This window comes from Conexibacter stalactiti (genome assembly GCF_033542075.1).
GTDB lineage: Bacteria > Actinomycetota > Thermoleophilia > Solirubrobacterales > Solirubrobacteraceae > Conexibacter > Conexibacter stalactiti.
In genome coordinates this window covers 1-13,650 of the sequence record NZ_JAWSTH010000142.1, presented here as the reverse complement: position 1 = coordinate 13,650, position 13,650 = coordinate 1, and the positions used below count along the sequence as shown (strand labels likewise).

Sequence of the window (13,650 nt, the reverse complement as noted above, 5' to 3'; positions counted from 1 at the left end):
GGGCGCGGCGTGCGGATCGTCGCGAGCGCGACCGTGGTGACCGGCGGCGCGCGGCCGGCGACCGCCGCCGGCCGCCGCGCGGTGCGGCTGCCGGCGCGGTGAGGAACGGCTCGCGCAGACCGTCGCGCCGGTGGATCGCCGGCGCGACGCTCGCGCGAGTGCGGATCCGGCCCACGCGGCCCGCCACGTCTGGCATCGTTGCTGAGGTGCCAGCGCTCAGCAGCCTGACGGATGCTCCGCGTTCGAGCCCGCTCGTGGAGCGCGACCCCGAGCTCGCCGCGATCGATCGCGCGATCGCGGCGGCGGCCGGCGGCGAGGGCCGGACGATCGTCGTCGACGCCGCGCCCGGGCTCGGCAAGACCGCGCTGCTCGACGCCGCCGAGCAGCGGACGCGCGACGCCGGCTGGCTCGTGCGGCGCGCCGCCCACGGTCCGCGCGAGCGCTTCTTCTCGCACGGGATCGTGCGCACGCTGCTGGAGACGCCGCTGCGCCGGCTCGACGACGGCGCGCGCGAGCGGGCCGCCGCCGGGCTCGGCGGCGCGGCCGCGCGGCTGCTGCTCGACGGCGAGGTGCCCGAGGCCGGCCCCGAGGTCGGTCACAGCGTCCTGTGGCTGTGCGCGGCGCTCGCCGCGGAGCGGCCGCTGGCGCTGCTCGTCGACGACGCGCAGTGGGCCGACGCGCAGTCGCTCACGGTCCTCTCCTACCTCGCGCGCCGGATCGCCGACCTGCCGATCGTGCTTGCCGTCGCGACCCGCTCGCGCATCGGCGACTGGGAGCCCGATCCCGTCGGGCTGCTCGGCGGCGTCGGCGGCGGCACCGTGCTGGCGCCGGGCACGCTCGGCCGCGCCGCCGCGTTCGAGCTGACCCGGCGCCACGCGCCGGGCGCCTCCGACGCCGACTGCCGCGCCGTCCACCGCTCCTCCGGCGGCAACCCGTGGCTGTTGATCGAGCTGTCGCGGCAGCTCGCGATCGGCGGCCCCGACGTGCTGCGCGACCCGCTGCGCCACGCCGTCCCGCTGTCGCCCGACGCGCGAGTGCAGCTGCGCCGCCGGCTCTCCGACGTCTCCCCCGCCGACCGCGCCGTCGCCGACGCGCTCGCGATCCTCGCCGCCGCCGCCGACCACCACGCGGTCGCCGAGATCGTCGGCGCGGGCGCCGGCGACCTGACCGTCGCACGCGGCCGGCTCGCCGCCGAGGGGCTCTGCGCCGCCGACGCCTGGCGGCTCGCGCACCCGCTGCTGGAGGCGGCCGTGCGCGCGGAGCTGGGCCCGTTCGAGCGGGAGCGCCTGCACCGCGAGGCCGCGCGCGTGCTGGCCGCCGACGGCGCCGCGCCCGAGCTGGTCGCCGAGCATCTGCTCGCGTGCGGTCCGGCGAGCGACCCGGCGGCGAGCGCGGCGCTGCAGGAGGCGGCCGCGCGCGCGACCGAGCGCGGCGAGCCGGAGCTGGCGGCGGCGCTCGTCACTCGCGCGCTGGAGGAGCGCGCGCCCGGCGACGACCGCGCCGCGATCCTCGCCCGCCTCGGCACGACCGCCTTCCACGCCGGCCGCAGCGACGCGCACGAGCAGCTGCAGCAGGCGCTCACGGCCAGCCGCGACCAGGCGACGCGGGTCGAGATCCTGCAACGGCTCGGCGCGCTGCAGGCGATCGCCCCGACCGGCGAGTGGCTCGACGGCGTGCTCGCGGCCGGCGATCAGATCGACGGCGACGACCCTGACCTGAAGCTGGCGGCCGAGCTGGCGGCGATGGACGCGCTGCTGACGCACACCGACCGCCACGCCGAGCGGGCCGAGCGCGTGCGTGCGATCGCGCCGCTGTCGACCGACGTGCCGGAGCTGCAGGCGGCCGCGCTCGCCCACCGCGCCTGGCTCGGTGCCGAGACCGGCCTCGTCGAGGCGAGCACCTGCGCCGGCCTCGCCCGCGCCGCGCTCGCCGACGACGCGCTGCTGCGGCTCGCCGACCGCCGCGCCGGCTTCCACCTCTGCGTGCGCGTGCTGATGGTGACCGACCGCGTCGAGGACGCCGACGCGGCGATCCGCGCGCTGCGCGACAGCGCCGCCGAGAGCGGCTCGATCGTGCTCGCCGCGGCCGCCGCCTGGTACGCCGGCGACCTCGCGCTGTGCGTCGGGCGGCTGCAGGAGGCCGAGTGCGAGGCGCGCCGCGCGATCGAGCTGGCGCCGGCGCCGGGGCTCGTCTCGGCCGCGTCGACGGAGGTGCTCGTCGGCGCGCTCGCGGAGCGCGGCGCGCTCGACGACGCGCGGGCGGTGCTCGACGCCCGCCCGGAGCTGTGGCGCGGCGACGAAGGGTGGGAGACCGGCGTGCGCCACGCGCGCGCCCGGCTGCTGCTGGCCGCCGGCGAGTTCGAGCAGGCTGCCGAGGCGGCGCGCGAGGTCGGCGAGCGGCGTCTCGCGCAGGGCCGCGGCAACCCCGCCTGGACGTCGTGGCGCGCGACGCTCGCGCACGCGCTCGCGCATCTTGGCCGACTCGAGGAGGCGGCCGTCGTCGCGGACGAGAACGTCGCGCTCGCGCACGCCTTCGGCGCCCCGACGGCGCTGATGACGGCGCTGCTGGCGCGGACCGTCTGCGAGCCGCCCGGCGAGCGGCGCGCGGCGCAGGCGGCCGCCGCGCTGGAGCTGGAGGCGCCGGCAGTGCTGGAGCGCGCGCAGCTGCAGGTCGAGCTGGGCAGCATGCTCGTGCGGCTGGGCCGGCGGATCGAGGCGCGCGACGCGCTGAGACCGGCCTTCGCGACAGCTGACGCGGCCGGCGCCGCGCCGCTGGCCGAGCGCGCCCGCCGCGAGTTGGTCGCCTCCGGGCTGCGGCCGCGCAAGGCGGCGCTCGACGGCGTCGCGTCGCTGACGCCGCGGCAGGCGCAGGTCTGCGGGCTGGCCGCCGGCGGGCGCAGCAACCGCGAGATCGCGCAGGAGCTGTTCCTCAGCGTCAAGACGATCGAGACGCACCTCGCGGCGGCGTACGAGAAGCTCGGGGTCAGCGGCCGCGCGGAGCTGGTCGCCGCGCTCGCCGCGGCCGAGGCCGAGGCACCCTGAGGGCGGCCGGCGGAGAAAAGCTCCGGGTCGGCTCCCGATTGTCGCGCGCGGCGCGGGGCTCTCAACTGGAGCGATGCCCCCATCCGCGTCCCCATCAGCCTCCCCTCTCGCCGCGCGCCGAGCCGCGGCGCCGCCGCGACAGCGCCGCGTCGACCGCCGCACGCTGGCGATCGCGACCGCCTGCGCCGGCGGCTTCCTCGCCTTCCTCGACACGACGATCGTCAACACCGCCTTCCCCAGCATCGCCGGCTCGTTCGGCGGCGCGACGCTCGCGCAGCTGTCGTGGGTGCTCGACGCCTACTTCATCGTCCTCGCCGCGCTGCTGGTGCCGGCCGGCGGCCTCGCCGACCGGCTCGGCCGCAAGCGCGTCTTCCTCGCCGGCACGCTGCTGTTCGTCACCGCCTCGGTGCTGTGCGCGGCGGCGCCGAGCTGGCAGGTGCTCGTCGCCGCGCGCGTCGTGCAGGGCGTCGGCGCGGCGATCGTCGTGCCGGTCTCGCTGGCGCTGATCCTGCCGGAGTTCCCGGTCGCCAAGCGCGCGGCCGCCGTCGGCATGTGGGGCGCCTCGGCGGCGCTCGCGGCGGCCGGCGGGCCGGCCCTCGGCGGCCTGCTCTCCGAGCTGGCCGACTGGCGCCTCGTCTTCCTCGTCAACGTGCCGCTCGGCCTGCTCGTATGGGCGATGGCGCGGCGCTCGCTGGTCGAGAGCGTCGACGAGCGCGCGACCGGCCTGCCCGACCTCGCCGGCAGCGCGCTCGCCGTCGCCGGCCTCGGCCTGCTCGCGCTCGCGCTCGTGGAGGGCGGCAACTGGGGCTGGACGAGCGCGCCGATCGTCGCCAGCGCGGTCGCGGCCGGCGTGCTGCTGGCGGCGACCGCGCGCCGTTGCGCGACCCACCCGCGGCCGATCGTCGATCCGAAGCTGATGCGGATCCCCAGCTTCGCGCGCGCGAACCTCGGACTGCTGCTGCTCGGGATGGGCTTCTTCTCGACGATCCTCGCGAACATCCTCTTCCTCACCTCGGTGTGGAGCTACGGGATCCTCACCGCCGGCCTCGCGGTCGTGCCGGGCGCGATCGCCAGCGCCGTCGCCGCGATCCCGGCCGGCAAGCTCGCCGACCGCCACGGTCACCGCGCCGTGATCGTGCCGGGCTGCCTGCTGTACGTCGCCGGGATCCTCGTCGTGCGCACTGCCGGCGCCGAGCCCGACTTCCTCGGCACGTGGCTGCCGGCGATGGTGCTGAACGGGATCGGACTCGGGATGTCGTTCCCGACGCTCGGCGCGGCCGCCCTGCGCGACGTGCGGCCGGAGCGGTTCGCCTCCGCGAGCGCGATCTCCTCCGCCTTCCGCCAGTTCGGCGGCGTGCTCGGCACGGCGATCCTGTTTGCCGTGCTCGGCTCGCCGGTCGGCCTCGGCGCGGCACTCGACGCCTTCCACGAGGCCTACCTGGTGAGCGCCCTGTGGCCACTCGGCGCGGCGCTGGCGGCGCTGACGCTGGCACCGCGAGCGGCCGCCGCACCCGCCGACGCCGACGCCGACGCGAAGGTGGTGACGCGATGATCCGCCTGCTGCCCGCCGCCACCGCCGCCACCGCCGCGCTCGCGCTGCTGCTCCCCACCGGCGCGTCGGCCACCGTCACCCGCACGGCGATCACGACGCCGAGCGAGCCGCTCTACGCCGCCTACAGATTCGCCGCGCCGGAGGCGGTCTTCAGCGTCTCCGGCACGAGTGACGGCACGACCGGCGACATGCTCGCGCTGCGCTGCGAGCCCGGCTTTGGCGGCAGACTCTCCGAGCCGATCAGAGTCGCCGCCGACGGCAGCTTCACGACGACCGCCTCGATGACGGCGATCGGCTCCTCCCCCTGCCGGCTGCGCGCGGTCCCGGCCGGCCATGCCGGCGACGAGCTGGCCGCCTTCGAGCCGCGGCTGGTGGCGCTGACGGCGTACGCGCCCGAGGCGCGCGTGACGCCGGTGCGCGGCTCGGTCGAGCTGCGCCCGTTCAGCTTCGACGTCTACACCGGCCACCGGCACGGCATCGCGAACGTGCGGCCGAGCGATGACGGCGGCCTCCGCGAGGTCTTCTCGCTGCTGCCCGACACGCTCGCGAGAACGCCGTCGTGGGCGCTGGCCGCGTACCTGCTGCCGGACGCCGCCGACCCGCGCACCCCGGTCGAGGTCGACGGCGCCGCGTCCTACGGCGGTCGCTTGATCCCGCGGCTCGACTTCGACGGCGCCGGCCCGCAGGACCGCAGCGCGCCGGCCGGCTACACGGGCGTGCAGTCGGCCGTGACGGTCGATCCGCAGAGCGGCGACGTCACGGTGCTGGAGTCGGTGCCGATCGTCCACTGCAGCGGCACCGACCGGCCCGACCCGCTGCCGGCGGAGTGCATGTCGGTGCGGCCGAGCGGCATCCGCCACGAGCGCACCTACCGCTTCACGCGCGAGCATCGCGTCATAGCGGTTCGCGACAGCTGGATCAGCAGCGACGAGCGCGCGCATCGCGTGCGCGTGGTGATGACGCACTCGGCGCTGACCGATCCGCCGTCGCTGTGGCGCCTCCCGGCCGAGCCGGAGCTGTCGCCGGCCGGCGGCGAGCTGCGCCACCCGACCGGCCCCGGCACGGTCGCCCATCGCGCGGAGAGCGGCGCGCTCGCGGCCGGCGCGATCGCGTTCGACCCCGCCCCGGCCGAGTTCTCGTTCCCGTTCAACAACCGGCTGCGCGAGGTCTCGCTGCTGGAGGTCCCGGCCGGCGCCGTCGTCGAGGTGCGGCGGACCTTCGCGCACGCGCCGACGGTCGCCGGCGTGGAGCAGCTGCTGCCGCCGCCCGCGCCCGTGCCGCAGCTCGCGCCGGGGCCGGCTCCGGCCGAGCCGGGCGGCGGCGGCCGCGAGCTGAAGCCGACCGGCCCTCGCCCCGAAGCGAGCAGAGAGCGCTCACGCCCGTACCGCCCCTGCGTCGTCCCGCGCGTCCGCCGCGGCGCGACGGTCGCCGCCGCCCGCAGAGCGATCGCGACGGCCGGCTGCAGATCGAAGGGGCCGTTGCGCAAGGTCCGCTCGCGCGTGCGCCGCGGACGCGTCGTCACGCTGACGCCGAGAGCGCGCAGCGTGCGCGCCCCCGGCGCCGTCGTGACGATCACCGTCAGCAGAGGTCGCGCTATCTGATCTTCGTCAGCGTCACCGAGTCGATCCGGCCGAAGTCGGTCGAGCCGCCACCGCCGCCGTTGTCGATCCCGAGGCGGTGGTTGCCCGCCGTCGTGACGTCGAACGTGATCGAGTTGGTCGCCCAGCTGGTGTTCGTGAAGGTGGCGCTTCTGATCACCGACAGCGGCGATGCCTGCACCGCCAGCAGGTTGATCGACGCGCCGCTGCTCTGCGTCGAGGCGCTGAACGTGTAGGTGCCGGTCGCGAGCCAGACGCCCTGCGTGATCGAGGCATAGCCTCTGTCGAATCTGTTGATCTCGCCGAACCAGCCGCCCGGCTGCCCGACGCTCGCGTTGCTCGCCGTGCCGGTGCCCTCGGTCGACCAGAACGAGGTGCCGATCTGGCTCGGCCAGGCGTTGCCGCCGTCGAAGTTGTTGTTGTAGATGCCCTCCGTGTTCGACGAGACGCCGAAGTTGTAGACCGGGTCGTCGATCGAGAGGTCGGTCGTCGCGACCGACGCGAGGTTGTTCGTCAGCGGGTTGCCTCTGACGGTCGACACCAGCGTGTTTCTCGCGAACCGCAGCCACTTCGTCGGCGTCTTGTACCCGCCGGGGTTGTAGATGTCGTTCGACAGCGCACCGATCGGATGGGTCGCCGAGAAATAGTTGTCGTGGACGTTGACTCTGGAGATCTCGACTCTGGACGCATCCGGCGCCGCGGCGGTCCAGTTGATGAAGAGGAAGCCGTGCGAGCCGTTGGTCTCGAGGTTGTAGACCTCGTTTCTGTAGACCTCGATGTCGTGCGAGGTGCGCGCGACGTCGGAGTTCCACCAGGCGCTTCTGCGCGGGTCGGCGTAGCTGGCCCAGACGTAGATGCCGTCGTCGTAGGTCGTCAGGTGATTGTCGTGGACCGAGACGTTGCCGCTGTTCATGATGCTGATGCCGTCGGAGTTGAGCGTCCGCGGCGTGACCGTTCTGATGCCGGAGACCTCGACGTTGTCGCTGTTGCGCAGCGCGACGTTGTACGCCGAGGCGTTGGCGATCGTGATCCCTCTGATCGAGAAGTTGGTCGCGTAGTGCGTGCCGATGCCGTGCACGAGGACGCTGTTGTCGTCGTTGGTGTTGTAGGTGAGGTCGATCGTTCCGCTGCCGGTGATGTGGACGTTCGAGACGTTGCCGGCGTAGAGCAGCGGATAGTTCTGATCGAGGTAGGTGATGAACTGTATTCTGCTGCCAGGGATCACCCGTCCTCTCGTCGGCGTGTTCGCCCAGTGGGCGGGATCCTGGCTCTGTCTCAGCGTCGCGCCCGACGCGATGTTGAACGTGACGTTGGACTTCAGGATCAGGTTGCCCGTCAGGTACGTGTAGGTGCCGGGCAGCGTCACCGTCCCGCCGCCGGCTCTGTTGACGGCGTCGATCGCGCTCTGGATCGCGGCGCGATCGTTGGTGACGCCGTCGCCTCTGGCGCCGTAGCCGACGTCGCGGACGCTGACGTCGAGCGCGCTCGCCGCGCCCGTGCTCAACCACATCGATACGAGCAGCGCGCAGGCGAATGCGGCCAGGCGTGAATACGGCACTGCGGATCTTGCGATCACAACGGCCTCCTGGGTGGGGTGCGCGAACCCGCCCCCTGGCGGGTTCGCGGCTGTATTGAGTTGTGAACTGCGGTCCGGCTAGCTCACGCCCAGGATCCGGCGCTGTTCGGTCTCCGGGTCGGCGACCGGGATCGCGTCCATCAGACTGCGCGTGTACTCGTGCTGCGGGTGCGCGAACAGACGCTCGCGCGGCTGCGCCTCGACGATGCGGCCGTGGCGCATCACTGCGACGTGGTGCGCCATGTAGCGCACGATCGCAAGGTCGTGGGAGATGAAGAGGTACGTCAGCCCCAGCTCCCGCTGGAGCGTCGTGAGCAGGTTCAGCACCTGCGCGCGGACGGAGACGTCGAGCGCCGAGACGGCCTCGTCGAGCACGACGAACTCCGGTTCGAGCGCAAGCGCGCGGGCGATCGCGACGCGCTGCGCCTGACCACCCGAGAGCTGGTCCGGCCGCCGCTGCGCGAAGCCGCTCGCGAGCCCGACCAGCTCCAGCAGCTCGGCGACGCGGGCCGTCCGCGCGGCCTTGTCGCCGAGGCCATGGGCCTTCAGCGGCGCCTCCAGCGCCTGCGCGACCGTCTGGCGGCGGTTGAGCGAGCCGTGCGGGTCCTGGAAGACGACCTGCATGCGGCGGCGCAGCCTGCGCAGCTGCTCGCGCTGGAGTGCCAGCACGTCCTCGCCGTCGAAGCGGATCTCGCCGCCGTCGGCCTCGATCATCCGCAGCACGCAGCGAGCGCTCGTCGACTTGCCCGAGCCCGACTCACCGACGAGCCCGAGCGTCTCCCCGCGCGCGACCGTGAAGGAGACGTCGTCGACGACCCGTCTGCCGCCGTAGACCTTCACGAGCGAGCGGACCTCCAGCAGTGGCTCAGCCATGCCGCACCTCCTCTCGTGTCAGCGCGAAGTGGCAGGCGACGCGGCCGCCGTCCCCGCTCTCGGCGAGCGCCGGCCGCTGCTGCGCACAGACCTCCTGCGCGTACGGGCAGCGCGGGTGGAAGCTGCAGCCGCTCGCGAGCTGGCCGGGCAGCGGCGGCTGGCCGGCGATCGTCGGGATCGGCCTGCCGAGCGGCAGCGTCAGGTCGCAGGCGGCGCCCAGCAGCGCCTCGGTGTAGGGATGGCGCGGCGCGGCGTACAGCTCGCGCACCGGCGCCTGCTCGACCAGCCGGCCGGCGTACATCACCGCGATCTCGTCGCAGAAGCCGGCGGCGACGCCGAGGTCGTGCGTGATCATCACCATCGCGACCTCGCGCTCGCGCGAGATCCGCACCAGCAGCTCGACGATCCGCCGCTGCGTCGTGACGTCGAGTGCGGTCGTCGGCTCGTCGCAGATCAGCACCTCGGGGTCGGCGCTGAGCGCCATCGCGATCATCACCCGCTGGCGCATCCCGCCGGACAGCTCGTGCGGGTAGGCGCGGGCCTTCGCGGCGGCGTCGGCGATGCCGACGTCATCCAGCAGCTCCAACACCCGGGCGCCGGCCTCACGGCGGTTCAGCGACGTGTGCAGGCGGATCGTCTCGGAGATCTGGTCGCCGACCTTGTGCAGCGGGTTGAGCGACCGCATCGGATCCTGGTAGATCATCCCGATCCGCCCGCCGCGGACGCGGTTGAGCGCGCGCCCGCGCAGCGCGCGCAGGTCGGTCTCGCCGAGCCGCACGCTGCCGGCGGTGATCCGCAGCGGCCGCCGCAGCAGCCCCATCGCGGCCATCGCCGTCATCGTCTTGCCGCTGCCGGACTCACCGACGAGCCCCATGCGGGCACCGCGCGCGACCGTGAACGAGACGTCGCGCACGATCGGCAGCGGGCCAGCGCGTCCGGCGTCGGCGACGACCGTCAGCCCCTCGACGGCGAGAGCGGGAAGCGCGGCGGTCATCTGCGACCTCGGTTCGAGCGGGCGCCGAGCTGGTCGGCGACGACGTTGAGCAGCCAGATCGTCAGCAGGATCGCGAGCGCGGGGAAGATCGCGTACTCCCAGCGCTGGTAGAGGAACTGGTAGCCCTCCTTCAGCAGCGTCCCCCACGAGGCGTCCGGCGGCTGGATGCCGAGCCCGACGAAGCTGAGGCTCGCCTCCAGGATCATCGCGCCGGCGGCGTTGATCGCCGCCTGCACGGCCAGCAGCGGGACCGCGTTGGGCAGCAGCTCGGCGAGCAGCAGCCGGCGGCGGCGCGCGCCGTAGGCGACCGCGGCGGCGTAGTAGTCACGGCTCATCTCCTGCAGCGCGACGCTGCGCGCCATCCGCGCCGTCGTCGGCGCCAGCAGCACGCCGATCACGAGCGCGAGGTTGAGCGTCGAGGCGCCGAAGGCGGAGATGCAGACGAGCGCGAACAGCAGCTGCGGGATCGCCATCAGGGCGTCCGCGGTGCGCATCAGCAGCTCGTCGACGATCCCGCGCCGCAACGCCGCGAGGAAGCCCCACGTCGTCCCGAGCACGAACGCGACGAGCACCGCGCCGCCGCTGATCAGCAGCGTCAGGCGGCCGCCGTAGAGGACGCGCGCGAAGAGGTCGCGGCCGAGGTCGTCGGTGCCGAACCAGTGGTCCCAGCTCGAGCCCGAGAAGGCGATCGCCGGATCCTGCTCGGCCGGGTCCCAGCGCGCGACCAGCGGCGCCGCCAGCAGCAGCAGGACGAGCAGCAGCAGGAGCCCGGCGCTGACGCCGAGCAGCGTCGGCCGCGGCAGCCGGCGCAGGCGCTCGCCCAGCGAGGCGCGCGGCGCGGGGGCGGCGGGCGGAGCGGGCGCGGCGACGGCGCCCGTCGTCGGCTCAGCCATCCGCGTTCACCGTCCGCAGCCGCGGGTCGAGCGCGCGCGCCAGCAGGTCGACGACGAGCGTCGTCAGGATGAAGCCCGCGCACAGCAGCAGCACGACCGTCTGCAGCACCGCGTAGTCGCGTCTCAAAGCAGATTCGACGGCGAGCGAGCCGAGGCCCGGCAGGCCGAAGACGTACTCGACGAGCACCGCGCCGCCGAGCGTGTAGCCGAAGATCAGGCCGACCGAGGTCAGCGCCGGCAGCAGCGCGTTGCGCAGCGCGTGGCGCAGCACGACGGAGACGCGCGGCACGCCCTTGCCCTCGGCCGTGCGCACGTACGGCTGGTCGAGCGCCTCGACCAGCTCGGCGCGCAGGTAGCGCACGATCAGCGGCGAGGCGACCGCCGCCAGCGCCGCCGCCGGCAGCACGAGGTGGCGCAGGTTCTCGCTGACGCTCTCGTCGAGCGGAACCCAGCCGCGCGCGGGCAGCCAGCCGAGCTGCACGCTGAAGACGATCAGCAGGAAGATCGAGGCGACGAACGGCGGGAAGGCCATCCCCAGCGACGACAGCCCCGAGATCGCGCGGTCGATCCAGCCGTGCGGCCGCAGCGCGGCGACGACGGCCGTCGGCACCGCCAGCGCGACCGACAGCCCGACCGAGACGATCGTCAGCTCCAGCGTCGTCCCGATCCGCTGCCCGATCAGGTCGGTGACGGAGTACTGGCTGAAGTACGAGGTGCCGAAGTCGCCGCGCAGCAGACCGCCGACCCACTCGCCGTACTGCGCGAGCACCGAGCGGTCGAGCCCGAGCTGCTCGCGCAGGCGGTCGATCGTCTCCTGCGAGACGCCCTGCGTGGAGCCGAGCCGCGTGATCACCGGGTCGCCGGGGAGCGCGCGCAGGACCGCGAAGACGATGACCGACGTGGCGACGAGCAGCAGCACGCTCGTCGCCACGCGGGTGATCACGTATCGGCTCACGTCACTCCGCGAAGCCGGCCGACTCGAAGTGCGGCAGGCCGCCGCCCTCGACCCACACCCCGACGACGTCCTTCTGCGTCGCCGTGGCGACCGTCGTCTGGACCGGGACGATGATCGGGACCTGCTCGTTGATCAGTCTCTGCGCTCTGTCCCAGACGGCCTTGCGGGCGTCTCTGTCGGGCGTCGCGACAGCCTCGTCGAAGAGGTCGCTGAACTCCGGGCTGTCCCAGTTGCACTCGCAGCGGCCTCTCAGCAGGAAGCTGAGCTGGAAGTACGGGTCGGGCGCGAACGACTGGAAGTTCGGCACGACGAGGCCCGGATATCTTCTGCCTGCCGGGTAGAACTTCGCCGGCCAGCTCGACAGCTCTCTGTTCTCGATCTTCAGGTCGACGCCGATCTTCTTCAGGCTCGCCTGCAGGATCTGGCCGCTCGTGTTCCACTCCGGGTACTGGCCCGCGACGCCCCACCAGGTCAGCTCTCTCACGCCGGCCTGCTCGAACAGCTCTCTCGCCTTGTCGAGGTCGTAGCTGTAGTCGGTCATCCCCTCGGCGAACCAGGGGCTGTTGTCGGCCAGCGGCGTGTTCGTCGCCGAGACGAGGCCCTGGTCGTAGTAGGCGGCCTTGAAGATCGCCTCGCGGTCGGTCGCGTACGCGAGCGCCTGACGGGCGCGCAGGTCGTCGAACGGCGGCGAGCTGAGGTCCATCTCCCAGCTGACGTAGACGCCGGTGACGTCCGGCTCGACGATGCTGATCTCGGGTTCGTTTCTGAGCTGCGGGATGTCGGAGGAGGGCACCGACCAGAGCGCGTCGAGGTCGCCGGAGCGCAGCGAGGTGACGGCCGAGGTCGAGTCGGCGGCCTTCACGAGTCTGATCTCGTCCAGCGGCGCCGGGTCGCCCCAGTAGTCGGCGTTTCTTCTCAGGTAGACGTGGTCGCCGGGGACGAACTCGCTGACGGTGAAGGGACCGGTGACGGCCGGCTCTCTGTCGATCGTTCTGAGCGAGTCGACGTCGACGATCTTGACCGGGACGAGCACCTCGGGCAGCAGCACGTTCGCTCTGCTGAGCGTGAAGACGACTCTCGCTCTGCCGTCGGCGGTGACGCTCTTGACCGGCTCCAGCGCCGTCTTCAGCTGCGTCGCGGTGTCGGGGTCCTGGTAGTACTTCAGCGTCTCCACGACGTCGTTGGCCGTGAGCGCCTTGCCGTTGGAGAATCTGACCCCGTCGCGCAGCTCGAAGGTCCATCTTCTGTTGTCGGCCGACGGCGTCCATCTGGTCGCGAGGTCGGGCTCGACGGTGCCGTCCGGGCCCAGTCTGGAGAGACCGCCCCACAGCAGCGGGAAGAGCGCCTCCTCGAACGCGGTCCCCTTCAGGACCGGGTTCAGCTGCGGGATCCCGGAGGCCGCGCCGACCGTCAGGCTGCCGCCGCTGCCGCCCGGCGCGGCGGTCGTCGCCGCGGTCGTCTCGGTCGCGGTTCCGCCGCCCCCGTCGGCGCTGCTCGTGGTGGTCGATGAGCTCCCGCCACCGCAGGCGGCGAGCGTGACCGCTGCGACCGCCGGCAGGGAGAGTGCAACGAGGCGCTTCATGTCGCGACGTCCTTTCGTTACAGGGCGAAGTGGCACTGCCTGGCATCCGCGGACGCCGTGCTGCGGTGGGGGAGCAGTTCTTCGGGGCACTCGCATCGCTACAGCTCCAGCCGGTGTCGCGAGAGCACTTCGCAGCCGTCGGCGGTGACCCGCACGACGTGTTCGAGGCGGATGCCGAAGTCGTCGGCGTAGAGGGCGGGCTCGAGCGCGAGCACCATCCCCTCGCGCAGGAGGCCGGGCGCCTCCGGGACCAGCCGCGGGCGCTCGTGGTACGAGCTGCCGATGCCGTGGCCGGTGTGGTGCGGGTAGTCGAGGCCGGCGCGCGTGAGCGCGTCGATCTCCGCCGCGCTCGCGCCGGGGCGGATCGCGTCGATCGCGCGCTGCAGCGCGTCGTGGACGCGGCGGTGCGCGGCGCGCGCGGCGGCCGGCGGCTCGCCGACGGCGACGGTCGCGCAGGAGTCGCCCCAGTGGCCGCCGACGCGCGGCGCGAGGTCGCAGAGGATCAGCTCGCCGTCGCCGACCACGCGCGCCGACGTCGGGGCGCCGGCACCCGCGGGGCGCGGCCCGCTGCCGGGGTCCGGGCACC

The 13,650-nt window shown here is 73.8% G+C and carries 10 protein-coding genes; 3 read left to right on the top strand and 7 right to left on the bottom strand.

The window, feature by feature from the left end; genetic code table 11:
• Positions 1–206 precede the first annotated feature (206 nt).
• The 3 genes from R7226_RS29070 to R7226_RS29060 all read left to right on the top strand — a co-directional run bounded on the left by R7226_RS29070 (position 207) and on the right by R7226_RS29060 (position 6,194).
• Positions 207–3,041, top strand: a complete 2,835-nt coding sequence (locus tag R7226_RS29070) for an AAA family ATPase (RefSeq protein ID WP_318600973.1) — start codon at positions 207–209, stop codon at positions 3,039–3,041.
• A gap of 73 nt (positions 3,042–3,114) precedes the next feature.
• Positions 3,115–4,593, top strand: coding sequence for an MFS transporter (locus R7226_RS29065; protein WP_318600972.1), 1,479 nt, complete (start codon positions 3,115–3,117; stop codon positions 4,591–4,593).
• The gene (locus tag R7226_RS29060) at positions 4,590–6,194 is read left to right on the top strand and encodes a hypothetical protein (protein WP_318600971.1); all 1,605 of its coding nucleotides are present in this window, start codon (positions 4,590–4,592) and stop codon (positions 6,192–6,194) included. The genes R7226_RS29065 and R7226_RS29060 overlap by 4 nt, the downstream gene beginning before the upstream one ends.
• On the opposite strand, the gene R7226_RS29055 is transcribed toward R7226_RS29060, so the two are convergent.
• The 7 genes from R7226_RS29055 to R7226_RS29025 all read right to left on the bottom strand — a co-directional run.
• Positions 6,187–7,701, bottom strand: a complete 1,515-nt coding sequence (locus R7226_RS29055) for a glycosyl hydrolase family 28 protein (protein WP_318600970.1) — start codon at positions 7,699–7,701, stop codon at positions 6,187–6,189. The two genes, R7226_RS29060 and R7226_RS29055, sit on opposite strands and share 8 nt — an antisense overlap.
• A 144-nt stretch (positions 7,702–7,845) precedes the next feature.
• Positions 7,846–8,640, bottom strand: a complete 795-nt coding sequence (locus R7226_RS29050; RefSeq protein WP_318600969.1) for an ATP-binding cassette domain-containing protein — start codon at positions 8,638–8,640, stop codon at positions 7,846–7,848.
• Entirely contained in the window at positions 8,633–9,634 is a 1,002-nt protein-coding gene (locus R7226_RS29045; RefSeq protein ID WP_318600968.1) for an ABC transporter ATP-binding protein, read from the bottom strand. Before R7226_RS29045 ends, R7226_RS29050 begins: the two co-directional genes overlap by 8 nt.
• Positions 9,631–10,527: an ABC transporter permease gene (locus R7226_RS29040; RefSeq protein ID WP_318600967.1), complete on the bottom strand. Its 897-nt coding sequence runs from the start codon at positions 10,525–10,527 to the stop codon at positions 9,631–9,633. Before R7226_RS29040 ends, R7226_RS29045 begins: the two co-directional genes overlap by 4 nt.
• A complete protein-coding gene (locus R7226_RS29035; protein WP_318600966.1) occupies positions 10,520–11,482 on the bottom strand; it encodes an ABC transporter permease in 963 nt (320 codons plus the stop codon). Before R7226_RS29035 ends, R7226_RS29040 begins: the two co-directional genes overlap by 8 nt.
• A 1-nt stretch (position 11,483) precedes the next feature.
• A complete protein-coding gene (locus tag R7226_RS29030) occupies positions 11,484–13,064 on the bottom strand; it encodes an ABC transporter substrate-binding protein (protein WP_318600965.1) in 1,581 nt (526 codons plus the stop codon).
• 98 nt (positions 13,065–13,162) lie between these two features.
• The coding region (locus R7226_RS29025) for a M24 family metallopeptidase (protein WP_318600964.1) at positions 13,163–13,650 on the bottom strand (488 nt) is incomplete at its 5' end.

Excerpts from the sequence above, each read along its gene's own strand:
- R7226_RS29040 (WP_318600967.1), bottom strand. The coding sequence starts at position 10,527 with ATGGCTGAGCCGACGACGGGCGCCGTCGCCGCGCCCGCTCCGCCCGCC.
- R7226_RS29060 (WP_318600971.1), top strand. The coding sequence starts at position 4,590 with ATGATCCGCCTGCTGCCCGCCGCCACCGCCGCCACCGCCGCGCTCGCG.
- R7226_RS29030 (WP_318600965.1), bottom strand. The coding sequence starts at position 13,064 with ATGAAGCGCCTCGTTGCACTCTCCCTGCCGGCGGTCGCAGCGGTCACG.
- R7226_RS29065 (WP_318600972.1), top strand. The coding sequence starts at position 3,115 with ATGCCCCCATCCGCGTCCCCATCAGCCTCCCCTCTCGCCGCGCGCCGA.
- R7226_RS29050 (WP_318600969.1), bottom strand. The coding sequence starts at position 8,640 with ATGGCTGAGCCACTGCTGGAGGTCCGCTCGCTCGTGAAGGTCTACGGC.
- R7226_RS29055 (WP_318600970.1), bottom strand. The coding sequence starts at position 7,701 with ATGTGGTTGAGCACGGGCGCGGCGAGCGCGCTCGACGTCAGCGTCCGC.
- R7226_RS29045 (WP_318600968.1), bottom strand. The coding sequence starts at position 9,634 with ATGACCGCCGCGCTTCCCGCTCTCGCCGTCGAGGGGCTGACGGTCGTC.